Annotated in this window: 13 protein-coding genes; 5 read left to right on the plus strand and 8 right to left on the minus strand. The window is 71.1% G+C overall.

Features of this window, described 5'->3' with window-relative positions; all coding sequences use genetic code 11:
• Positions 1–48: 48 nt before the first annotated feature.
• Positions 49–399 (minus strand): hypothetical protein, encoded by a 351-nt coding sequence (locus ACQP06_RS19060; protein ID WP_213555781.1) that lies wholly within the window; start codon positions 397–399, stop codon positions 49–51.
• A gap of 206 nt (positions 400–605) precedes the next feature.
• Here ACQP06_RS19060 and ACQP06_RS19065 point away from each other — a divergent pair, with 206 nt between their 5' ends.
• A complete protein-coding gene (locus ACQP06_RS19065) occupies positions 606–1,592 on the plus strand; it encodes a glycosyltransferase family 9 protein (protein WP_433665886.1) in 987 nt (328 codons plus the stop codon).
• Here the strand turns inward: ACQP06_RS19065 and ACQP06_RS19070 are convergent.
• Entirely contained in the window at positions 1,589–2,500 is a 912-nt protein-coding gene (locus ACQP06_RS19070) for an EamA family transporter (protein ID WP_433665887.1), read from the minus strand. The genes ACQP06_RS19065 and ACQP06_RS19070 overlap by 4 nt on opposite strands.
• 98 nt (positions 2,501–2,598) lie before the next feature.
• Positions 2,599–2,925 (minus strand): ArsR/SmtB family transcription factor, encoded by a 327-nt coding sequence (locus ACQP06_RS19075; protein WP_379099958.1) that lies wholly within the window; start codon positions 2,923–2,925, stop codon positions 2,599–2,601.
• Positions 2,926–3,182: 257 nt separating this feature from the next.
• On the opposite strand from ACQP06_RS19075, the gene ACQP06_RS19080 reads away from it, so the two are divergent.
• Both ACQP06_RS19080 and ACQP06_RS19085 read left to right on the plus strand, forming a co-directional pair.
• Positions 3,183–3,812, plus strand: coding sequence for a M23 family metallopeptidase (locus ACQP06_RS19080; protein ID WP_433665888.1), 630 nt, complete (start codon positions 3,183–3,185; stop codon positions 3,810–3,812).
• A 193-nt stretch (positions 3,813–4,005) separates the two neighbouring features.
• Positions 4,006–5,046: a hypothetical protein gene (locus tag ACQP06_RS19085; RefSeq protein WP_433665889.1), complete on the plus strand. Its 1,041-nt coding sequence runs from the start codon at positions 4,006–4,008 to the stop codon at positions 5,044–5,046.
• Here the strand turns inward: ACQP06_RS19085 and ACQP06_RS19090 are convergent.
• Positions 4,997–5,323, minus strand: a complete 327-nt coding sequence (locus ACQP06_RS19090; protein WP_033086730.1) for a hypothetical protein — start codon at positions 5,321–5,323, stop codon at positions 4,997–4,999. The genes ACQP06_RS19085 and ACQP06_RS19090 overlap by 50 nt on opposite strands.
• Before the next feature lie 196 nt (positions 5,324–5,519).
• Here ACQP06_RS19090 and ACQP06_RS19095 point away from each other — a divergent pair, with 196 nt between their 5' ends.
• The gene (locus tag ACQP06_RS19095; protein WP_213555785.1) at positions 5,520–5,855 is read left to right on the plus strand and encodes an RNA polymerase-binding protein RbpA; all 336 of its coding nucleotides are present in this window, start codon (positions 5,520–5,522) and stop codon (positions 5,853–5,855) included.
• Between the two features lie 69 nt (positions 5,856–5,924).
• Here ACQP06_RS19095 and ACQP06_RS19100 read toward each other — a convergent pair whose 3' ends face one another.
• On the minus strand, positions 5,925–7,010 hold the full coding sequence (locus ACQP06_RS19100) for a response regulator transcription factor (RefSeq protein ID WP_433665890.1): 1,086 nt from the start codon (positions 7,008–7,010) through the stop codon (positions 5,925–5,927).
• A 128-nt stretch (positions 7,011–7,138) separates the two neighbouring features.
• Here ACQP06_RS19100 and ACQP06_RS19105 point away from each other — a divergent pair, with 128 nt between their 5' ends.
• Positions 7,139–7,558, plus strand: coding sequence for an ester cyclase (locus tag ACQP06_RS19105; protein WP_433665891.1), 420 nt, complete (start codon positions 7,139–7,141; stop codon positions 7,556–7,558).
• Here the strand turns inward: ACQP06_RS19105 and ACQP06_RS19110 are convergent.
• The 3 genes from ACQP06_RS19110 to ACQP06_RS19120 all read right to left on the minus strand — a co-directional run bounded on the left by ACQP06_RS19110 (position 7,552) and on the right by ACQP06_RS19120 (position 23,107).
• Positions 7,552–8,334, minus strand: coding sequence for an ABC transporter permease (locus ACQP06_RS19110; RefSeq protein ID WP_433673364.1), 783 nt, complete (start codon positions 8,332–8,334; stop codon positions 7,552–7,554). The genes ACQP06_RS19105 and ACQP06_RS19110 overlap by 7 nt on opposite strands.
• 110 nt (positions 8,335–8,444) lie before the next feature.
• Positions 8,445–9,437 carry an ATP-binding cassette domain-containing protein gene (locus ACQP06_RS19115; RefSeq protein WP_357085763.1) on the minus strand — a complete coding sequence of 331 codons (993 nt, stop codon included), beginning with the start codon at positions 9,435–9,437 and terminating at the stop codon, positions 8,445–8,447.
• Entirely contained in the window at positions 9,434–23,107 is a 13,674-nt protein-coding gene (locus tag ACQP06_RS19120; RefSeq protein WP_433665892.1) for an amino acid adenylation domain-containing protein, read from the minus strand. The genes ACQP06_RS19115 and ACQP06_RS19120 overlap by 4 nt, the downstream gene beginning before the upstream one ends.
• Positions 23,108–23,257 lie beyond the last annotated feature (150 nt).

Raw genomic sequence — 23,257 nt, forward strand, 5'->3', positions numbered from 1 at the left:
CATCGCCGTCATTTCGCTATGTCGTCTCGCAGGCCCTCTCGCGGAGGATCACTTCCAGAGGGCGGCGATCAGCACGTTCAGGATCGCCAGGCCACCCGCGGCGTGGGTCATCCACGCGACCTCCTTGCCGCGCTTGGCGTCGGCGCGACCCATCTCGGCGAACGCGGCCACCGCCACGGCCACCACCAGCTTGGTGATGATCTTCGCCATGTTCGGGTCCTTGTGCAGCGAGTCGATCGACTCGGCCATGCCCACCAGGATGACGCCGGTGAGGACCTGCACGCGCGCGCCCCACACCATCAGTTCCGACACGCGCGGCTGCGCGGCGGCGTATCCGCCGACCACGGCCGCCATACCCAGCAGATGAGCCGTCACCATGAGGTTGTAGACGAAGGTCATGAGTGTCACGGTAGTCGATCGGAACCCCACAACGACAGCCGGTAGTACCCGCGATTTTTCGCGAATCGGACACGGAGGCACCGACTGTCCGTGCGGACCGGTCCGAGGGTTTCGCCCCCGGACAGGCCGGGTAGTCCTCACCCGATGGTCCCCGCACGTGGTGGATCAAGGCGTTGTGGGCAGCGTGGCCGGCTAGGAGAGGTTCAGTGGCGGTTGTACTAGTGCTGCGAGCACGTGGACTCGGTGATCTGCTCACCGCTGTTCCCGCGTTGCGCGCGTTGCGCCGGGCCCGGCCCGGTGACCACATCGCGCTCGCCGCCCCCCATCGCCTCAAACCGATCGTCGACCTCATCGCCTGCGTCGACGAGATGATCCCGGTCGGCGACTTCGGGCTCCGCTGGGACGGCCCCGCGCCCGCGCTGGCGGTCAACCTCAACGGCCCCGGCGCCGAGGGCATCGTAGAACTCTCGCGCACCCGCCCCGAACGCATTCTGTCCTACCGCAATCCGGCCTTCCCCGACCTCGCCGGGCCCGCCTGGGAGCCCGATATGCACGACGTGGACCGCTGGTGCCATCTGCTCGAATACGACGGCATCGCCGCCGACCGCCGCAACCTCGGCCTGGTGCCCCCGGTCGCCACCACCAGCCACCGCGACGCCGTGGTCGTCCACATCGGCGCGGGCGCACCCGCCCGCCGCTGGCCACCCGACCGGTTCGCCGCGGTGGTCCGGCATCTGCTGGTGCAGGACCGCGAAGTCGTGCTGACCGGTGACGAATCCGAACGCGAGACCGCTTTCGGCGTCGCCTCCCGCGCGGGACTCTCACCGGCACGAGTCCTCGCGGGGCAGCAGAACCTCATCGAACTGGCCGCCACCGTCGCCGAAGCCGCGCTCGTGGTCTGCGGCGACACCGGCGTCGCGCACCTGGCCGCCGCTTTCGGCACCCGCACCGTGCAGCTGTTCGGACCCAACCCGCCCAGCCGCAGCGGCCCGCCCCCGCATCTGCTCGGCCGCCACGCCGTGTTGTGGGCCGGACAGTCCGGCGACCCGGACGCCGACGCCATCGACCCCGGACTGCTGAAGATCGGTGTCCCCGAGGTGATCAACGCCGCCGACAAGCAACTGCGCAAACGCCCCTGGCCCGGCACCGGCCTCGACCGCCGCGCCCAGCAGGCCTACCGGCGCGTCGGCTAGACCCCCGTATCGGCGGCGGGCACCCGCGGATCCCGTTGCCCGGCACTGATACTCAACGCCGCCATCACCAATCCGATCCCGGCCAGCTCCGCCGCGCCGGGCCGCTGGGCCAGCGCGACCGCCCCGATCACCGCCGCCGTCGCGGGCAGCAAGGCCAGCAACAGCGCGAACCGGGCACGACCCACCCGGCGCAACACCACCTGATCCAGGGCATAGGGCACCGCGCTCGACAACACCCCGACACCCACGCCCAGCAGCCAGGTCCGCGGATCGGCGAAAACGGCCGGGGCGAGCGCACATTGGCGGGTCACCAGGATCGGGGCCAGCACGATCGCCGACACCGTCGTCCCGATCGCCAGCGCGTCCATCCCCGAACCCGTATCGGCCACCCGCTTGCCGAGCAGGATGTAGCCCGCCCACAACACACCCGCCAGCACCGCGAACCCGACACCGCCCGGCCCGGCTTCCGACGACACCCCCGCCAGCAGGAAGACACCGGCCCCCACGAGCGCGACGGCCAGCAGATCGCGGGCCCGGCGTGAACCCAGCGCCGCCACCGCGATCGGGCCCAGGAATTCGATGGCCACCGCGGTCCCGAGCGGAATCCGCGCGATCGCCTCATAGAAGGCGATGTTCATACCGAGGGTGACCACCCCGAACCCGGAGGCCACCAGCACCGCGCGACGCGTCCAGCGGGCGCGCCACGGCCGCCGCCAGATCAGCAACGCCACCCCGGCCGCCGCGGCCCGCAGCCAGGCGACCGTCGCCGGCTCGACCGTATCGAACAACCGCACGCCGATCGCGGCGCCCGCGTACAGCGACACCCCGCTGACGATGAAGACGAAGGGGACCGACCAGCCGGGCAGACCCACATGGCGTTGCCGCTGCACTCCGACCGACGTACCCACCTCGACACCGTATCGCCCGCTCGAGCAGGCGGACCGCGGCACGGCCGCACGTTCCCGGACTGCGGGACGCCACCGCGTCGGCGCACGGGCCCGGCGGTCTACTCCCCTTCCGGTGCGGCCTTCGCCTCCGACAGCGCGGCCGAGTAGGCGGCGATGGCGCTGGGCCAGAACTGCTCGAGATAGTCGCGGGCGTCGGCCAGGCCGCGCGGGTCCAGGGAGTACAGGCGGCGGTTGCCCTGCGGGCGCATCATCACCAGACGGGCCTCGCGCAGCACCTTCAGATGCTGCGAGACCGCCGAGCTGGTCACGCCCAGGGCCTCGGCGATCTCCCCGACGGCCTTGGGGCCTTGCGGCAGGGACTCGAAGACCGCGCGCCGGGTGTCGTCGGCGAGCGCACTGAGCACCTTCACTCCATTAGTGGGCACTTACATAGAGTGCCGCCAAGTCGATCGACGGTCAATACATGCGTTATCAACACAAGCCAACGTCATCGCAAAATTACCTGCGTGTCGTTATCAATCCGTAACAGTCGAACTGGGCTTTTGTACCAATGTGACGGTCGCAACAGGGTTTCTGAACGGAAGCTGAGATCTCGTAGCTTCGAGACATGCCCGTAACCGATTCGTTATCCCGCTTCCGGGGAACCAGCCGATACCGAGCAGCCGCGACCCGTGCCGTTGCCGTGACCGCCCTCGTCGGCGCGTCCATGGCCGCCCTCGTCGCCACCGACCCCGACGTCGCGCACGACTCCGTCGCCAACGCCGCCGTCGTGGAAGGCCAGTTCACCGCGTTCACCCCGCCCGAGGCCCAGCAGCCCCAGATCGTGCCGCAGGAAGTCATCGACTACCTCAACGGCCTCAACATCCCGCTGCCGCCGCTGCCCGGCATTCCGCCCGCACCGGCCCGGCCCGCCACCGTGCGGCCCGTCGACGGCCCGCTGACCTCCGGCTTCGGCATCCGCTGGGGCGCCATGCACGCCGGCATCGACTTCGGCGACGGCTTCGGCACCCCGATCCGCGCCATCACCGACGGTACCGTGATCGAGGCCGGCCCCGCGTCGGGCTTCGGCCTGTGGGTGCGCGTGCAGCAGGACGACGGCACCATCGGCGTCTACGGCCACATGCAGGACATCCTGGTCGGCGTCGGCCAGCAGCTGCGCGCCGGCGACGTGCTCGCCACCGTCGGCAGCCGCGGCTACTCCACCGGCCCGCACCTGCACTACGAAGTGCACACCGCCCCCGGCGCGCCCATCGACCCGATCGGCTGGCTGGCCGACCGCGGCGTCGACTTCGGTTTCGCCCCGGCGGACTAGACCCACCCGAACCCCTCGGCCACTCCGAGCACCGATGAGGGGTGCACGGATCGGTTTGTGCGACAACGTCGTCCGCACGATGGAGAACGGCCCCGGCGCTACCGCCGGGGCCGTTTCTCATACCCGGGTACGGGGTGCCCACACCACCGCCGGGGGACGTGCGCCGGCGGATCGCGAACCTACCGTCAGCCTCATGACCACGCTCGATCGTCCGACGCTCGCGCCGCTCACCGACTCCGCCCCCGGCCGCCGACTGCACCGGCCCCTGCTCGCCACCACCGCCGCCATGGCCGCCCTGGCCCTGTTCTGCCTGTGCGCCATGGTCTTCGACGACCGCGCGCTGCTCGGCGAGACGGTGTGGCTCAAACCCCTCAAGTTCGCCATCGCCATGGTCCTGTACTGCGGCACCCTGGCCTGGCTGGTGTCCTTCCCGCACCGCGGGCAGCGCCTGACCTGGTGGATGGGAACGGTCTTCGCCGCCACCGCCGTCGCCGACGTCGGGTTCGTCGTCGTGCAGGCCGCGCGCGGCACCTTCAGCCACTTCAACACCGAGACCGACGCGTTCAACACGATCGGCCAGAAGGTGTTCATGACCGGAGTACCGGGACTGTTCCTCGCGAATCTGGTGATCGCGGTGACCCTTTCGTGGCAGCGCGTCACCGACCGCCCCACCTCCATGGCCATCCGCACCGGCCTGGGCATCGCGGTCTTCGGGATGGCGCTGGGCTACACGATGGGCTACAGCGGCAAACAGCACACCACCGACGCCTACGGGCACCCGGTCACCCTGGCCGCCGGCCACACCGTCGAACACGGGCAGCCGACCGTCCGCGACGGGGTCGCGGGCATGCCGGTCACACACTGGAGCACCACCGGCGGTGACGTGCGGATCGCGCACTTCGCGGGCCTGCACGGCATCCAGCTGCTGATCATCGCCGCCATCGTGCTGGCCCGCCTCGCCCCCACCGTGGGGTGGCTGCGCGCCGAACGCACCCGCGCCCGGCTGATCGGGGTGCTCGCGCTCGGCTACACCGGCCTGGTGGCGACGCTGCTGTGGCAGGCGCTGCGCGGACAGCCCGTGACCTCGCCCGATGCCGAAACCCTCACCGCGCTCGGTCTTGTCGCCGCCGTCACGGCCGCGGGGATCGCGATCGTGTACGCGCTGAGCGGACGCACCGGCGAGCTCAGCGCAGCCGTTCGGCCTCACGGGTCAACGCCACCAATGTCGCGGTGAGATCGGCGAGTTCGATCATCTCCGCGCCTTCGGAGACGGCGGTGGCCACATCCTCGGCGGCACAGCGGGCGGCGAACCAGCGGTCGGACAGATCCGACACCTCCTGGGCGCTCAGGACCACCGAATCCTCGGGAATACCGGTGCCCTTCACACTGTTCCGATGCTCGTACGCCCGCTGGCGACACGATTGCCGGCAGTACCGGCGGCGGCGTCCGATCTCCGATTCGGCGATCTCCCGCCCGCACCACTGGCAGCAGGACAGCACGCGTCGAGACATGGTCCGAGACAATAGCGGTTTCCGGCCCCGACCGGGTGCAGTGGCACGCCGCAGCAAACCGGGCGACCCGCACGGGTAGGATGGCAGGGTTCTCCCCACGGGAACCGAAACGTGCGCGGCGGCGTTGACACTACGTACCGCAGCTGCAGAAACACTGAAGTAGAACATTGCCGACAGGCGAGAAGGGACCGCACTCATGGCAGATCGCGTACTCCGGGGGTCTCGGCTCGGAGCGGTGAGCTACGAGACCGACCGCGACCACGACCTGGCGCCGCGTCGGATGGCGCGGTACCGCACCGACAACGGCGAGGAATTCGACGTCCCGTTCGCCGACGACGCCGAAATCCCCCCGACCTGGCTGTGCCGCAACGGCCAGGAGGGCACCCTCATGGAGGGCACCACCCAGGAGCCCAAGAAGGTCAAGCCGCCCCGCACCCACTGGGACATGCTGCTCGAGCGTCGCAGCAAGGAAGAGCTCGAGGAGCTGCTGCAGGAGCGCATGGACTTGATCAAGTCCCGCCGCCGCGGCTAGCCGCCCAGCGACACGACGACACGGGTCCCCCGCACCATCGGTGCGGGGGACCTTGTTCTGTGTCGGGGGTCAGTGGGGTGAGCCGTAATGGGCGGCAAGCAGATTGGCCACCAGATCGCGGCGGCTGCGCACCCCGGACTTCTCGAAGATCGACTTCAGGTGCTGCTGCACCGTCAACGGTGAGACCACCAGGGTGTCGGCGATCCGGCGGGTCGAGTTGCCCGCCAGCACCAAGGCCACGATCTGGTGTTCGCGCGGGGTCAGCGGGTAGGCGGCCAGTTTCAGGGGCGCGATCTCCGGGGCGCGGGCCGGTTCGAGGATGACCGCGATCGGGCCCTCGGGGTCCGCACCCGGGTCCGTGTGCAGCCGGGAGGCGTGGGCCACCAGCCAGCGACCCGCACGGGTGCGCAATCGAACACGGGGCACCGCAGGCGAATTCGGGTCCAGTTCCAGACTGCGCAGGCGCATGGCGACCGCCACGATCGCCTGCGGCAGGGTCTCGCGCGCGGGTTGGTCGGCGAGCTCGGCCAGCAGGACGCTCGCCTCGGGGGTGCGGGCCAGCACGGTCCCGGCGTCGTCGAGCAGCAGCAGGCCGGGCGTGGGCTGCCCGTCCGCGGTCTCCACCTCCGACAGCAGCACCGCCGCGCGCAGGCCCTCGGCCAGATGCGCGGTCATGGCGTGCACGAAACCCACCTCATCCGCGCGAAAGCCCTCCGGCGAGGGCTCCCGATGCAGGCACAACACACCCCAGCAGCTCTCCCCGGTCCGCAAAGCCGCGCGCAGTTCGTCGCCCATACCGAGTGGGGCGAGGATGTCGCGATAGCGGGCGCTGGTCTCGGGGAGGCCCCGGGTGGCGTCGAACAGGGTGCGGACCGGGTCGGGGGCGGCGGCGAGCGCCCGGAAGTGGTTCACGTCGTCGTCGAGGAACTCGTTGGCCAGGAACAGCGGGGTGGCCGCAGCCGGGATCTCGTCGATGACCGAGCCGGTGAACAGGACGGTGGCCGGGTCGGTGGTGGCCGCCCAGTAGGCGGCGATCGGGACGGCCGCGCGCAACGCGCTCAGCGATTCGGTGAGAACCGTGCCCGCGTCCAGCCCGGAGTGGCACAGGCGGACGATCTCACGCCGTGCCCGATCCGTCGATCGGTGCTGCCCCACCATCTCAGGCTACGGCCGCACCCGCGCCGACGGGATACCAGGTTTCTGGAATGTTCCCGGCGGCCGCGAGCGCGCACAGTCGGTACGAGGGCTCACCGCGAGCCCCGACCACCGATCGAGGAGTGATCATGTCCGAGTCGAACAAGGCGCTGATCGAGCGCTTCGTGAACGAATTCTGGAACGCGGGCCGGCTGGCGGTGGCCGATGAGCTGATGGCCCCCGATGTCGTCATCCACGCCCCCGAGGTCGGCGGGATCGAGGGCCTCAAGGCGTTCAACACCGCCATGCGCACCGCCTTCCCCGACTGGCATTCGACGCTGGAAGAGGTGGTGGCGGAAGGTGATCGGGTGGCCGAACGCTGGACCGGCCGCGGCACCCAGCTCGGCGAGTTCCAGGGAATCCCGGCGACCGGCCGCACGGTGGCGGTGCCCGGCGTCGTGTTCTACCGGGTCCGCGACGGCCGGATCACCGAATTCCGTGGCTCTTTCGACATGTTCGGCCTGCTGGGCCAGCTCGGAGCCGTGCCGCAGGCCCAGCCCGCTCAGTGACTGGCGACCTTGCGGTACTGCACCAGGGCCAGCGGCACCGCGATCGCCAGGATGCCCACCGAGCAGAGGATCGAGTACTCGACGCAGTGGTCGGCGACCCAGCCGGTGGCCGGGGTGAACGAGGGCGGTGACCCGTTGCCGAACAGTTTGCGCCCGGCCGCCGACACCGCGGTGATCGGATTCCAGGCGGCCACCGTGCGCAGCGGACCGGGCAGCGTCTCCCCGGAGATGAACGCCGAGGAGATGAAGGTCAGCGGGAAAAGCCAGATGAGCCCGGCACTCTGGGCCACCTCCACACTCGGCGACATGAGCCCGGTGATCGCGCCCACCCACGACATGGCGAAGGCGAACAGCAGGATGACGGCGAAGGCCAGCACCGCGTCCATGATCGCCCCGTTGATCCGCCAGCCGACCACGTACCCGCACGCCACCATGACCGCCAGCGCCAGGATATTGACCACCAGGTCGGACAGGGTGCGGCCCATCAGCACCGCCAGCCGCGACATGGGCAGCGTCCGCATCCGGTCGATGATGCCCTTGTGCAGATCGTTCGCCAGGCCGACGGTGGTGAACGCCGCGTTGAAAGCGACTGTCTGCGTGAAGATTCCGGCGAGCAGGAACTCCCGGTACTGGCTGCCGCCCAGCGACGCGCCGAAGATGTAGGCGAACAGGAACACGAACATCAGCGGCTGGATGGTGGCGGTCACCAGCAGGGTGGGCACGCGCAGGATGGTGATCAGATTGCGATAGGCGACGATCGCGCTGTCCCGCACCACCCGCGGTAACAGGATGGCGGGCCCCTCACCGGCCGGGCGGACGTTCTGCTCCTCGGCGGTGGCCGCGGCTTCCTCGCCCGGAGGCGCTTCCGGGTCGGCGGGCAGGGTCGTCACGACAGGATCTCCTCTTGAACTGACTCGGTGGCGGGCACATCGATCTTGCGGTCGGCGGATTTGCCGGTGAGAGACAGGAATACGTCGTCGAGGCTGGGGCGGTGCACGGTCGCGTCGAGCACGTGCACCCCGACGTCGTCGAGCCGGCGCAGCGCTTCGACCATGGTGCGGGTGCCGTCGCTCACCACCACGGTCAGCCCGTCGGTGGACTCGTCGTACTCGGGTTCGCCGATGCCGACCCCGGCCAGCACGCGGCGGGCGGGGGCGGGATCCTGCCCGGCGGCCAGGGTGACGGTCAGCTTGTCGCCGCCGATGGAGGTCTTGAGTTCGTCGGCCGAGCCGCGGGCGATGACCCGCCCGCGGTCGATGACGGTGATGCGGTCGGCCAGCAGATCGGCCTCTTCCAGGTACTGGGTGGTGAGCAGCACGGTGGTGCCGTCGTCGACGAGTTCGCCGATGACGCGCCACATGTCCAGTCGCCCACGGGGATCCAGCCCGGTGGTGGGCTCGTCGAGCACCACCACCGGAGGTCTGCACACCAGCGCCCCGGCGAGGTCGAGACGCCGCGCCATACCGCCGGAGTAGGTGCCGGCCCGCCGCCCGGCCGCGTGGTCGAGCCCCAGCGCCGATAAGAGCTCGGTGGCGCGGTCGGTGGCCTTCTTGTGGTTCATGCCGTACAGCCGGGCCACCATGCGCAGGTTCTCGAAGCCGGACAGATTGGCGTCGATGGCCGCGTACTGGCCCGACAGACCGATCCGGGTGCGGGCGCGCGCCGGATGCTTCAGCACGTCGACGCCCGCCACCTGCACCGTGCCGGAGCTCGGGCGCAGCAGGGTGGTGACGATCCGCACGGTGGTTGTCTTGCCCGCACCGTTGGGCCCGAGCAGTCCCATCACGGTGCCGCTCGGGATCGCCAGATCGATCCCGTCCAGCACCCGCACCTTGCCGTAATACTTCACCAGCCCTTGGACTTCCACGGCCAGACTCATCGCGTACCCTCCCGCCGGGCTTCGATCTCCGCCAGCTGATCCCGCAGCACCGGCCCGATGACGGCGAGGGATTCCGGCGTGGTCATGCCGGCGTGCGTGCAGCGCACCAGCTGGTCGTGCACCATGCCGGTGACGTGGGGTTGCCAGGCCGCGGCGCAGCGCGCCGGGTCCGCCCGGTTGATCTCGTCGTCGGCGGCGGTGAAGAACACCAGGTCGCCGTCGAAGACCCGCGGCCGGAAGCCGTGCGCCTGGGCCGTGCCGTTCTCGTATCCGGTGTAGAGCCGTTCCAGGTGTTCGATCGTGAGTGCCGCGAACGGCCCGGAGCGACCGCGCAGCAGTTCGGCGGCCTCCTGCAGGGTCAGGCGCGGATCGATGTCGGCGTCACCGCCGAGCAGGTCGGATCCGAATTCGGCGATGATCGACGCCACCGACGGCATGGCCTGCTCGAGCCACCGGTCCGAGAGCTGGTAGCTGTCCATCATGCCGAGCAGCGCCACCTCGTCGCCGCCCTCCTGCAGCTGCACCGCCACCTCGTGGGCGATGAGTCCGCCCAGCGACCAGCCCAGCACGTGGTACGGGCCTTCCGGCTGCACCGATTTCATGTGCGCCACATAGTATTTCGCGGCTTCGGCGATGGTCCGGTGACTTTCCTCGCCCGCCACGTGCGGCGCCTGCAGGCCGTACACCGGCCGTTCGGGTGGCAGGTGCGACAGCAGTCCGGCGAAGCACCAGGACAGGCCGATCGCCGGATGCACGCAGAACAGCGGCGGCACCGTCGAATCCGTGCTCGGTCGCAACGGCAGCACCGCGCCGAGCGCCGCGGTTAGCGCCGCCCCGACATCGCCGTCGGCTGAGGACAGGCGGGCGGCGATGTCGGCCGGCGTGGATTCGCCGAACATGGCCTGCACGGGCAGGTCGATCCCGGCGGCCCGCAACTGCGCGACCACCTTGGTGGCCAGCAGCGAGTTGCCGCCCAGTTCGAAGAACCCGTCGTCCACGCCGACCTGGCGTTCCTCGCCGAGGCCGAGCACGTCCGCGAACGCCGAGCACAGGGCGGCCTCGATCGGACCGGTCGGCGCCCGGTAGCCCTCGCGGGCCGCGAACACCGGCGTCGGCAACGCCTTCCGGTCGAGCTTGCCGACCGGCGACAGCGGCACCCGGTCCAGCAGCATGATCGACTGCGGCACCATGTAGTTGGGCACCACGGTGGCCATGTACGCGGTGAGTTCGGCCGGGGTGGGCGCGGTGCCGGTGCGCGGCTTCACGTACGCCACCAAAGCGGTGGACCCGGCCGGGGTGCGGTGGCCGATGGTGGTTGCGAACTCCACCGCCGGATGCTTGGCCAGCGCCGCGTCGATCTCGCCGAGCTCGATGCGGAAGCCGCGGATCTTGACCTGGTGGTCGGTGCGGCCCACATAGTCCAGATCCCGTGCGCTGCCGTCGCGTTCGAGCCAGCGGACCAGGTCGCCGGTGCGGTACATGCGGGCGCCCGGCTTGCCGAACGGGTTGGCCACGAACCGCTGCGCGGTCAGGCCCGGGCGGCGCAGGTAGCCGCGGGCCAGGGCCGCGCCCGCCAGGTGCAGTTCACCGGTGACCCCGGCCGGGGCCGGGTGCAGGCGCGTGTCCAGGACGGTCGCGCCGACACCGCGGATGGGCCCGCCGATGGTGATCTGCCCGCCGGGCGTCAAGGGCTGCGAGATCACCGTCACGATGGTGGTTTCCGTCGGCCCGTACACGTTGTAGAGCTTGCGGCCGGAAGCCCACCGGGTGACCAGGTCCGGCGGCAGCGCCTCGCCGCCGACCAGCACGTGGCGCATCGCGGTCACGGCCGACGGGTCGACGGTGCCCAGCGCCGAGGTGGTGATGAAGGCGTGGGTGATGCCCTCGTCGACGAACACCTTCCCCAGCTCCTCGCCGCCGACCACGCCGGGCGGGGTGATGACGAGGGTCGCGGCGCCGCCGAGCGCGAACAGCAGGTCGAGCATGGCGGCGTCGAAACTCGGTGTGGCGAAATGCAGCACGCGGCAGCCGGGTCCGACGTCGAACCGCTGCGCGGTCTCGGCGGCGAAGTTGGACAGGCCGCCGTGGGTGACGACCACGCCCTTCGGGATACCCGTGGACCCGGAGGTGTAGATGACGTACGCCGGGTTGTCCATGCGCAGCGGCGAGATCCGCTCGCTGTCGCGGATGGGCGCGTCGGAGGTGGCCAGCACGCGACGCCGGAACGACGGCGCGTCCAGCACGGTCCAGTTGGCGCCGTCGGGCATGCGCTCGCGGTGCGTGGACAGGGTGATGCCCACGGCCGCACCGGAATCCAGCAGCATGTGGCTGATCCGCTGCTCCGGGTACCCGGGGTCGACGGGCACGAAGGCGGCGCCGGCCTTGGCGATGGCGAGGGTCACCGCCACCGATTCGGCCGACCGCGGAATGCCCATGGCGACCAGGGTTTCCGGCCCGACGCCGTAACCGATCAGGACCCGGGCGAGCCGGTTGGTCCAGCGGTCGAGGGCGTCGTAGGAGATCTGGGTGCCCGCCGAGCGGACCGCGATGGCGGCCCGGTTCAGGTTGGCGGCGGCCTCGAACACCTCCGGGAAGGTGATCGGCAGACCGGGTTCCGCGCCGCGCACCGGCGCGAGGTCCGTCCATTCGGTGGTGTCGAGCAGGTCGAGATCGCCGATCGCGGTGGCCGGGTGCCCGGCGGCCGCGCCGAGCAGCCGCACGAACCGCTGGGCCAGTCCCTGGGCGGTGTCCTCGTCGAACAGGTCGGCGGCGTAGTTGACCGAGACGGTGATGCCGTCGGGTTCGCGTGCCGCGGTCCAGGATTCGGTGAGGGTGAACTGCAGGTCGAACTTGGCGATGCCGGGGTCGGCGTCGTCGGCCTCGATCCGCAGGCCCGGCAGTTCGAGCACCCGGACGGGCTGGTTCTGCACCGACAGCATCACCTGGAACATCGGGTGATGGGCCTGCGAGCGGACCGGGTTGAGCACCTCGACCAGCCGCTCGAACGGCACGTCGGCGTGCGCGAAGGCTTCCAGGTCGGTGTCGCGGACCCTGCGCAGCAGATCGGCGAAGCTGACGCCGCCGTCGATGCCGGTGCGCAACACCAGGGTTCCGACGAACATGCCGACCAGCCGGTCCAGCGCGGGGTGGCCGCGCCCGGCGATGGGCGTGCCCACGGCGATGTCGTCGGCGGCGGTCAGTCGATGCAACAGTGCCGCGAGCGCCGCGTGCAGCACCATGAACATGGTGACGCCGTGCTCGGCTGCCAGCTCCTGCAATTCGCGGTGGGTGAACGAGTCCAGCGCGCATTCCACCGTGCCGCCGCGATAGGTCGGGGCGGGCGGGCGCGGGCGGTCCGACGGCACCGCGAGCAGCTCGGGCAGACCGTCCAGGGCGCGCCGCCAGTAGTCGAGCTGGCCGCTGATCACCGATTCCGGATCGTCCTCGCGGCCCAGCACATCCTGCTGCCACAGCGTGTAATCGGCGTACTGGATGGGCAGTTCGGGCCATTCGGGGGCCTGCTTGGCGACGTGCGCCCGGTAGGCGGCGGCCACGTCGGCGGCGAGCGGTTGCAGCGACCAGCCGTCCATGGCGATGTGGTGCACGACCAGCACCAGCACGTGCTCGGTCCGGTCGCCCGGCAGCCGCAGCAGGGCCGCGCGCAGCGGCACGCTGGTGGCCAGGTCGAACCCGCCGGCGGTGACGCGGCGGATCTCGCCCGGCACCTCGGCCTCGGTCACGGACCGGATCGGCAGCCCGACGGAGGCGTCACCCGGTTCCAGGATCTGCTGGCAGGGTTCGCCGTCGATCTCGGGGAACACAGTGCGCAGGGTCTCGTGCCGTTCCTGCACCTCGTGCAGGGCCGCGCGCAGTGCCGCGACGTTCAGTTCGCCGTGCAGGCGCAGGGCGACCGGAACGTTGTAGGCGCCCAGTGCTTCCCCGTTCTCCCCGGAGGCGTTGAACTTCTCCAGGAACCACAGCCGTCGCTGCGCCGCGGAGAGCGGGATCCGCTCGGGCCGGGTGCGCCGGCGCGGTTCCGGGCGCAGGTCGTCCGAGGCGGAACCGGCGTCCAGCGCGGCCGCGAGCCCGGCCACGGTCGGGGTGGCGAACACGGCCCGCACCTCGAGCCGCACCCCGGTGGCGGTGGCCAGCCGGGCCACCAATTGGGTGGCAAGCAGCGAGTTTCCGCCGACCTCGAAGAAGCTGTCGTCCGCGCCGACCCCCGGCGCGCCGACCAGTTCCCCGATCACCTCCGCGACCAGGCGCTCGGTGTCGGTCTCCGGTGCGCGCGAGACCGAGGCGAGCAGCGCCGCGGGCGGCGGCAGCGCGTCACGGTCCAGCTTGCCGACCGGGGTGAGCGGAATGTGGTCGAGCACGGTGAGCGAACTCGGAACCATGTGCGCGGGCAGATGTCCGGCGCAGTGGCCGCGCAGCTGCTCGAGGTCGGGCGTGCCGCCGTCGGCGGGCAGCACGAACGACACGATGCGCCGCACGCCCGCGATCTCGCGGACCTCGGTGTGCGCGAAGCGGATCGCGGGATGCGCGGTGAGCACGCCGTCGATCTCGCCGAGTTCGATGCGGAAACCGCGCACCTTCACCTGGTGGTCGGTGCGGCCCAGGTAGACGATGTCGCCGTCGGCGCTCCAGCGCACCACGTCACCGGTGCGGTAGACCCGCGACCCGGGCGGGCCGTACGGGTCGGCCACGAAGCGGGCCGCGGTCAGCTCGAACCGTTCGAAATAGCCGCGCGCGCCACCCTGTCCGCCGAGGTACAGCTCGCCGGGGACGCCGACCGGGACCGGCCGCAGGCGTTCGTCGAGAACCAGCGCCCGCGCGCCGCGCACCAGCTTACCGATGGTGACCGGCTCCCCGACCGCGAGCGGCCCGGCGATGGTGATGACGACAGTGGTCTCGGTGGGCCCGTAGCCGTTGAACATCATGCGGCCGGGAGCCCAGCGCGCCACCAGTTCCGGACCGCAGGCCTCGCCGCCGACCATGACCGACCGCAGGTGCGGCAGCGGCCAGCGCTCGCGGTCGATGGTGGCCAGCGCGGCCGGGGTCATGAAGGTGTGGCTGACCTGTTCGCGGTCCATGAGCGAGGCCAGTTCGTCGCCACCGTACACGTCGGGCGGGACGATGATCATGGTCGCGCCGGAGCCGACCGCCAGCAGCAGGTCGAAGATGGCGGCGTCGAAGCTCGGGGACGCGAAATGCATGGCCCGCGAGTCCCGTTCGACCCGCATGCGCTCGCGGATCTCGTCGGCGAAGTTGGACAGGCCGCCGTGGGTGACGGCCACGCCCTTGGGTTTTCCGGTCGAACCGGAGGTGTAGATGATGTAGGCGAGGTCCACCGTCCACAGGGTGGCGGTGCGCTCGGCGTCGGTGATCGCGGTCTCGTCGAGCACCTCGAGCACTTCGAGCAGCTCGTGGTCGTCGAGCAGCAGCCAGTCCACCGGGTGCTCCCCGGCGGCGGCGTGCAGCGCGTCCGCGTGCTCGGTCATGCTGATCCCGACCCGGCAGCCGGAGTCGGTCAGCATGTGCCGCACCCGATCCGCCGGATAGTTCGGGTCCACCGGCACGAACGCGGCGCCGCACTTCGCGACGGACAGGGCCGCCAGCACCGATTCCACCGAGCGGGTCAGGCCGAGCGCCACCCGGTCGCCGGGGCCCAGGCCGCGGTCGATCAGGGCCCGCGCCAGGCGGTTCGAGTAGATGTCGGCTTCGCGGTAGGTCAGTTCGGTCTCGTCGAGGCGCAGGAACACCCGGTCCGCGTGGAGGTGCGCGGTGGCCGCGAAGTAGGCGGCCAGACTGCACTGCGGTTCGGGCACCGGACCCCAGGCCGGGGTGAACATCTCGCGCTCGAGTTCGGTGCGCGCGTCGATGTCGCGGACCCGCACCCGCGCGTCGCCGGTGACGGTCTCGAACACCCGGACCAGGCGTTCGGCCAGGACGGTCACCGTCTGCTGCTCGAACAGCTCGGCGGCGTAGACGAATTCGAAGACACGTGCGTCGGCGGCGAGGCCGGGCAGCACCCGCAGTTCGAGGTCGAACTTGGCCAGCGCGATGTCGAGTTCCTCGGCGTGCAGCGACAGGCCGGGCAGCCGCAGCACAGGCGCCGGGGTGTCCTGCACGCTCAGCGCCACCTGCAGCAGCGGGCTGGCGCCGAACCGGCGGTGCCGGTCCTCGCCGGACTGCAGTTCCTCCACGACCCGCTCGTAGGGCACCTCGGCGTTGGCCATGGCGGCCAGTTCGGTGTCGCGGTCGGTCTGCAGCAGTTCGGCGAAGGTGCGGTCGGGGTCCACGTCCGAACGCAGGATCAGCGTGTTGACGAACATGCCGACCAGGTCGTCGAGGCGGGTGTCGGAGCGCCCGGCGACCGGGGTGCCGATGACGATGTCGCGGCCGCCGGTGACCACCCGCAGCATGACGGCCAGGGTGGAGCGCAGCACCATGAACAGGCTGACGCCGTTGGCTCGCGCGACCTCGGTGAGCCTGCGCTGCAAGGCTTCCGGCACCTCGAACCGCACCGTCCCGGCCCGCCCGGTGGGTTCGGCCGGACGTGGACGGTCGTAGGGCAACGGCAGTTCCTCGGGCAGGTCCGCGAGTGCGGCGCGCCAGTAGGCGAGCTGCGCGGCGGCGGCGCTCTCGGCGTCGGTGTCGGCGCCGAGGATGTCGCGCTGCCACAGGCTGAAGTCGGCGTACTGCACCGGCAGCGGCGTCCACGCGGGGGCCACGCCGCCGTGGCGGGCGGCGTACGCGATGACCAGGTCCTGGGTCAGCGGACCCAGCGACCACCCGTCGGCGGCGATGTGGTGCAGCGCGATGCCGAGCAGGTGCCGGCGGGTTCCGGTGCGCAGCAACGCCATCCGCAGCGGGATCTCGTGCGCCAGGTCGAACCCGCGCCGGGCCAGCGAGCGCAGCGCCTTGCGGGCGCCGACATCGTCGGTCTCGACGACCTCGGGCACCGGCAGGCAGCCCGCGGTGTCGAGGACGACCTGGTAGGCGCCCTGCTCGTCCTCGGGGAAGACGGTGCGCAGCACCTCGTGGCGTTCCACCACGTCGGCCAGGGCGGCCCGCAGCGCGTCGATGTCCGGATCGCCATCGATCCGCAGCACGAATGCGATGTTGTAAGCACTGGATTCCGGGGAATATCTGTTGAGGAACCACAGTCGCTGTTGCGGCAGCGACAGTGGTACGCGTTCCGGGCGCGGCGAGTGCACAGCCAGCGCGACACGCTGCGCCCGGGGCGCTTCCGCCAGACGCACGGCCACCCCGGCCACGGTGGGCGACTCGAAGATGTCGCGCACCGGCAGCTCCACCCCGAATTCGGCGTGCAGCGCCGCGGTGAGGCGGGTCGCCAGCAGCGAGTTACCGCCGATCTCGAAGAAGTTGTCGTCCGCGCCGGGCGCGATCCCGCCCAGGATCGAGCCGAACACGAGCGCGACCTGCTGTTCCAGTTCGGTTTCGGGGGCGCGGGAGGCCGCGGCGGCCATGAACTCGGGCGCGGGCAGCGCCTTGCGGTCCAGCTTGCCCGACGGGGTGACGGGCATGGCGTCGAGCACGGTCAGCGCCGAGGGCACCATGTAGCCGGGCAGTCGTCCGCGCGCGGTGTCGAGCACCCGGGCCGCGTCGACGGCGATGTCGGCGGTGAGATAGGAGACCAGGCGCGGGATTCCGCGCTCGTCGTGGTGGACCAGGGTGAGCGCGAACGTGACGCCCGGGTGCGCGGCCAGCACGTGGTCGATCTCGGCGAGTTCGATGCGGAAGCCGCGGATCTTGATCTGGTCGTCGGCGCGGCCCAGGAAGCGCAGCTGCCCGGCGCCGTCGGCGACCACCAGATCGCCGGTGCGGTACATGCGTTCGCCGCGGCGGCCGTGCGGGTTGGCCGGGAAGCGTTGCGAGGTCAGGGCGTGCCGGCCCAGGTAGCCGCGCGCCAGGCCGGGCCCGGACAGGTACAGCTCGCCCGCCACGCCCGGCGGCACCGGGTGCAGGCGGCCGTCGAGCACGAACAGCCGCATCCCGCGCACGGGCAGGCCGATCGGCACCGGCTGCCCGGCCACCATGGGTCCGGTGGCGGTGGCGGCGACGGTGGCCTCGGACGGGCCGTACATATTGTGCATGCGCCGGGCGGGCTGCCCGGGCCGCGATTCCGGTGCGGTCCACACCGTCACCAGGTCCTCGGGGCAGGCCTCGCCACCGACGATGACGGCTTCCAGCTCGGGCAGGTCGCCGGCGGGCACGGTGCCCAGGGCGGCGGGGGTGACGAACGCGTGCGTCACGTGCTCTTCGCGCAGGATGCGCGCGAGCTCCTCACCGCCGAAGACGCCCGCGGGCACGACCACGATGGTGGCCCCGGCCGCGAACCCGAGCAGCAGCTCCAGCACCGAGGCGTCGAAGCTGGGTGACGAGAAGTGCAGGGTGCGAGCCGAATCGGTGACCTTGAACAGATGCATCTGCTCGTGCGCCAGCGAGGCGATGCCCGCGTTGGTGACCACCACGGCCTTGGGCTTGCCGGTGGAGCCGGAGGTGTAGATGAGGTAGGCCGGGCCGGCGGTGCGCAGCGCGTGGTGGCGTTCGACGTCGGTGACCGCGGTGTCGGGGAACTGCGCGCATTCCGCGCCGAGCTGTTCGGAGCCGAGCAGCAGCCAGTCCACGTAGCTCTTGCGGTGCCGTCCCCGGTTGCCGGGCCAGGTGGTCGGCATGTCCGGTCGCCGTTCGGCATTGGTGATGCCGAGCATGGCCCCGGAGTCGGCGAGCATGTGGGCGATGCGGTCCGACGGGTAGTCGGGGTCGATGGGCACGTAGGCGGCGCCGGTCTTGGCGACCGACCACACCGCGAGGATGCTGTCGAGGCTGCGCGGCAGCGCGACGGCGACGACCACCTCGGGCCCGGCGCCGTGTTCGATCAGCACCCGCGCCAAGCGGTTCGAGCGTTCGTCGAGTTCGCGGTAGCTGGTGTCCTCGCCCAGGTAGCGCACGGCCACCGCGTCGGGGACGCGTTCGGCGGTGTCGGTGAGCAGCCGGGCCAGGGTGGTGGCGGGTTCGCCGGGCGCACCCATGATGGGCACCAGTTTCGCGGTCTCGCGCACGTCCAACAGCGGCAGATCGCCGACCGGCAGTGCGGGCTCGGTGACCGCGGCGGCCAGCAACGCGCCGAAGCGGCGGGCGATGGCCGCGACCGTGGCGTGGTCGAAAACATCTGCGGCGTAACCGAACTCGGCCGACAGCCCGGCGTCCTCGGCCGGGGTCCCGGACGGCTCGTGCACGGTCAGCTGCAGGTCGAACTTGGCGACGTCGGTGGCCATCGGCACCACTTCGCTGTCCACGCCGGGCAGGTCGACCCGCGTCTCGGGGCCGTTGTCGTAGGACAGCATGACCTGGAACAGCGGGTGCCGCGACGCGGATCGCTCCGGGTTGACCACCTCCACGAGCCGCTCGAACGGCACGTCGGCGTTGGCGAAGGCGTTGAGGTCGGTGTCGCGGACCTCGGTGAGCATGCGGTCGAATCCGGCGGCCGGATCGACCCGGGTGCGCAGCACCAGGGTGTTGACGAACATGCCGACCAGGTCGTCGAGCGCGGGGTCGCTGCGCCCGGCGATCGGGGTGCCGATGGCGATGTCGGCGGTGTTGCACAGGCGCGAGAGCACCACGGCCAGCGCGGCATGCAGCACCATGAACGTGCTGACTCCGCGGTCGTGGGCCACGGTGGCCAGGGCGCGGCGGACCTCGGCGGGGATGGTGAATTCGACGGTCCCGCCGTCGGTCGAGCGCTGCCGCGGACGCGGGCGGTCCAGGGGCAGGTCCAGCTGGTCGGGCAGGTCGGCGAGGGCGGCACGCCAATAGGCCAGCTGCCGGGCCAGGGCGCTGGCCGGGTCGGTCTCGTCACCGAGCAGTTCCCGTTGCCACAGCGCGAAATCGGCGTACTGCACCGGCAGCGGCGTCCACACCGGGGCCTCGCCCTGGGCGCGGGCGGCGACCGCGGTCATCAGGTCCTTGGTCAGCGGGTCGATCGACCAGCCGTCACCGCTGATGTGGTGCAGCACCACCAGCAACAGGTGGGTGTCGGGGCCGGTGCGGTACAACGCCACCCGCACGGGGGCCTGACTGCGCAGATCGAAACCGTACCCGGCGAATTCGGTGGCCAGCGCGACGGCGTCGGCGTCCACGGTGGCGTCGATCGGATCGAGGGTGAGCGGGATCTCGGCGGCCGGGTGGATGAGCTGGCAGGGCCCGTCGGGGGTGTCGGGGAAGGTGGTGCGCAGGCTCTCGTGCCGTTCCAGCACGTCCAGCAGTCCGGCGCGCAGAGCCGGAATGTCCAGCGGCCCGGTCAGTTTCACCGCGAACGGCATGTTGTAGGCGGCCGCGTGCTCGGCGAACCGGTTGAGGATCCACAGCCGCTGCTGGGCCAGGGACAGCGGAATCTGCTGCGGCCGCGGCCCGGCCGTCAGCAGCGGTTCGGGGCGCGCGGTCCCGTCGAGCTGCGCGGCGGAGAGCCGGGCGGCGAGCGCGGCCACGGTGGAGGTTTCGAACAGGTCGCGAATGGTGAGCGAGACGCCGAGCGCCGCATTGACGCGCGCCATGGCGCGGGCCGCGGTCAGCGAGTTGCCGCCCAGGTCGAAGAAGCTGTCCTGGACGTCGAGTTCGTCGGTGCCGAGCACCTCGGCGAAGATGCCGAGCAGCTGGCGTTCCATATCGGTGCTGGGCTCGGCCGCGGGCCGGTCGGGGCGTCGGGCCCCCGCGTCCGGCTCGGGCAGGGCCTTGCGATCCACTTTGCCGTTGGCGCTCAACGGTAGTTCGTCGAGGACCATCACGACCGAGGGCACCATATAGCCGGGCAGGGTGCGGCGCAGCCCGGCGGTGAGCTCGATGGGGTCCAGCACCTCGACGCCGGGGCCGGCGACCGCGTAGCCGACCAGCTCGTCGCCGCCGCGGCCGCGGCGGGCCACGCACACCGCGCGCGCGACGCGGGGGTCGGCGAGCAGGGCGGCCTCGATCTCGCCGAGTTCGATGCGCAGGCCGCGCACCTTGACCTGGAAGTCGCTGCGGCCCAGGTACTCCAGTACGCCGGAGCTGCCGTTGCCCCGCCAGCGCACCAGGTCACCGGTGCGGTACATGCGGGCGCCGGGGGTGAAGGGGTTGGCCACGAACCGGTCGCCGGTGAGGGCGGCGCGGCCCAGGTACCCGCGGGCCAGCTGTACGCCCGCCAGGTAGAGCTCGCCGACCACGCCGGGGGCGACGGGCTGCAGGCGGGCATCGAGGACATAGGTGCGGGTGTTCCAGACGGGCGCGCCGATCGGGACGTCGGTGGCGCCGGGCGCGCAGTGCCAGGCGGTGACGTCGACGGCGGCCTCGGTGGGCCCGTAGAGGTTGTGCAGTTGCGGCGCTTCGGGTCCGGTGCCCAGGGCGGCGTGGAATTCGGCGACGGTGGCGGCGGGCAGCGCCTCACCACTGCAGAACACCCGCTCCAGGCCGGTGCAGCCGCTCACCTCGGTGTCGGTGAGGAACACCGACAGCATGGACGGCACGAAGTGCGCCGTGGTGACGCCCTTCTCGGCGATGACGTGGGCCAGGTAGGCCGGATCGCGGTGTCCGTCGGGGGCGGCGATGACCAGACGGGCGCCGATCTGCAAGGGCCAGAAGAACTCCCACACCGACACGTCGAAGGTGGCGGGCGTCTTCTGCAGCACGACGTCGGAGGGGTCGAGCGGGTAGGCGTGCTGCATCCAGCGCAGACGGTTCACGATGGCGGCGTGGCTGACGCCGACACCCTTGGGCTTGCCGGTGGAGCCGGAGGTGAAGATGACGTACGCCAGGTGGTCGGCACGCAGCGGGCCGGTGCGATCGGCATCGGTGACCAGGCGGCCGGAGTGCGCGGACAGATCGGCGGTGTCGATGTCGAATCGCGGTGCGAGATCGGGCAGTTCGATGCCGTCGGCGGCGGTGGTGAGCACGCACAGCGGCCGTCCCTGTTCGAGGACGGCGGCGATGCGGTCGGCCGGGTGGTCGGAATCGATGGGCAGGTAGGCCGCGCCCGCCTTGATGACGGCGTACATGCCGACCAGCAGGTCGAGGCTGCGGCGCATGGCCAGGCCGACGAGGGTGTCGGGACCCGCGCCGCGCGCGACGAGTTCGCGGGCGAGGCGGTTGGCGCGCTCGTCGAGGGCGCCGTAGGTGAGGGTCTCGCCCTCGAAGTCCAGCGCGATCCGGTCGGCGGACATGGCCGCCCGGTCGGCGAACAGCCCGGCCAGGGTGCCCTCCTGGCGGGCGACCTCGGTCGAATTCCATTCGTGCAGGACCTGTTCGCGTTCCCCGTCGGTGAGCACCGGCATGTCCACGACCACGGATTCGGGTGCGGCGGAGACGAATCGGCCCAGATAGTCCAGGAACCGGCCGTGGTGCATGGACAGTTCGGTGTCGCCGTAGAGGCGCGGATTGGCCTCGAAGTCGATGTGGGTGCGGTCGCCCAGGCCGTTGTAGAGGTTGATCGAGAGGTCCTCGACCGGGCCGGTGGACAGCACGTTGATCGAGCCCATCAGGCTGCCGAACTTCAGCTCGCTGTGGAAGAGCATGAGGTTGACCATGGGCCCGAAGAAGCCGCGCGAATCGCGCGAATAGCCACAGTCGCGGCGGATGTCGTCGCTGCGGTAGCGCTGGTGGCGCAGCGCGCCGGTGATCTGCAGTTCGACCGCGCGCACGGTGTCGGCGACGGTCTCGGTGCCGGTGAACTGCACGCGGATGGGCACCACGTTCGACACCACACCGGCCGAACGCCGCAGCGCCACCGTGGTGCGCGCGGAGACGGGCAGGCTGAGCACCACGTCCTGGGTGCCGGTGACCGCGCGCACGTAACCCGCCAGGGCGGCGACGAACAGCGCGGAGGAGTTGGAGCCGAACGCGGTGGCGGCCGCCTCGATACCGGCCTCGACCTCGGGGGTGAGCACGGCGGTGGCGCTGCGGCGTCCGGCGTCGGAGATCGGGGCCACGGTGCCGTTGGCGGACAACGTGAGTGGTTCGCCGACGCCGGCGAGCTGGGCGCGCCAGTAGTCGCCGTCGGAGACGAAGCGGGTGGTGTCGCGGTAGCGGTTCTCGTCGCCGTAGATGGTGGCCAGCGGCGTGGCGCGGGAGACCGTCGGTTCGGTGTGGTCCTCGAGCGCGGTGTAGATCTCGGCGGCGCGGGTGGTGGCGTTCATGGCGCCGTAGCCGTCGATCACGATGTGGTGGCCGCGGGTGTACCAGATCCAGTCGGCGTCGCCGATCTGGATCACCACGTTGGTGGTGAGCGGGTCGTGCTCGATGTCGATGGGCGAGCTGGCGTGCTCGTGCATCCAGGCCTGGGCCGCGGCGCGCGGGTCCGGCTCGCCGCGCAGGTCGACCCGGCCCCAGCCGGGGCGGCGCTCGAGGTCGACCACCTGGTGCGGGACGCCGTCGATCTCGAGCAGGCGGACGTGGCCGACCTCGCTCTCGGCGCCGAAGCGTTCGATGGCGTAGAGCAGGCGGCCGACGTCGAGGTCGCCGTGGATCTCGACGAACTGCGCGATGGTGAGGGGAATATCCGGCCTGATTCGCTGGGCGTACCAGAGGGCTGTCTGCGCTGGGGAGAGCACGAAAGGTTGGGCCGAGAATTCACCCGAAGAACATTGGTCGACACGGTCGGTGGCCAATGAACTCATCAAACACTCCGTTCTGACGCTGTAGACGCAACTCCCCGAGCCCCGAAAGAGTGATCACAAGGTCCTGGATGCCCGGCGTGCGCGCGCATGCGCGAGCCGTAGGACGTGATCCACGTCCTATGATTCGGAGCATCCCGCCGAGTGGATCGG

Source organism: Nocardia sp. CA-136227, assembly GCF_050955695.1.
Classification (GTDB): Bacteria; Actinomycetota; Actinomycetes; order Mycobacteriales; family Mycobacteriaceae; genus Nocardia.

What these genes read in the sequence shown, in the direction of transcription:
- ACQP06_RS19060 (WP_213555781.1), bottom strand. Translation starts at nt 399, where the DNA reads ATGACCTTCGTCTACAACCTCATGGTGACGGCTCATCTGCTGGGTATG.
- ACQP06_RS19085 (WP_433665889.1), top strand. Translation starts at nt 4,006, where the DNA reads ATGACCACGCTCGATCGTCCGACGCTCGCGCCGCTCACCGACTCCGCC.
- ACQP06_RS19090 (WP_033086730.1), bottom strand. Translation starts at nt 5,323, where the DNA reads ATGTCTCGACGCGTGCTGTCCTGCTGCCAGTGGTGCGGGCGGGAGATC.
- ACQP06_RS19095 (WP_213555785.1), top strand. Translation starts at nt 5,520, where the DNA reads ATGGCAGATCGCGTACTCCGGGGGTCTCGGCTCGGAGCGGTGAGCTAC.
- ACQP06_RS19105 (WP_433665891.1), top strand. Translation starts at nt 7,139, where the DNA reads ATGTCCGAGTCGAACAAGGCGCTGATCGAGCGCTTCGTGAACGAATTC.
- ACQP06_RS19115 (WP_357085763.1), bottom strand. Translation starts at nt 9,437, where the DNA reads ATGAGTCTGGCCGTGGAAGTCCAAGGGCTGGTGAAGTATTACGGCAAG.
- ACQP06_RS19120 (WP_433665892.1), bottom strand. Translation starts at nt 23,107, where the DNA reads ATGAGTTCATTGGCCACCGACCGTGTCGACCAATGTTCTTCGGGTGAA.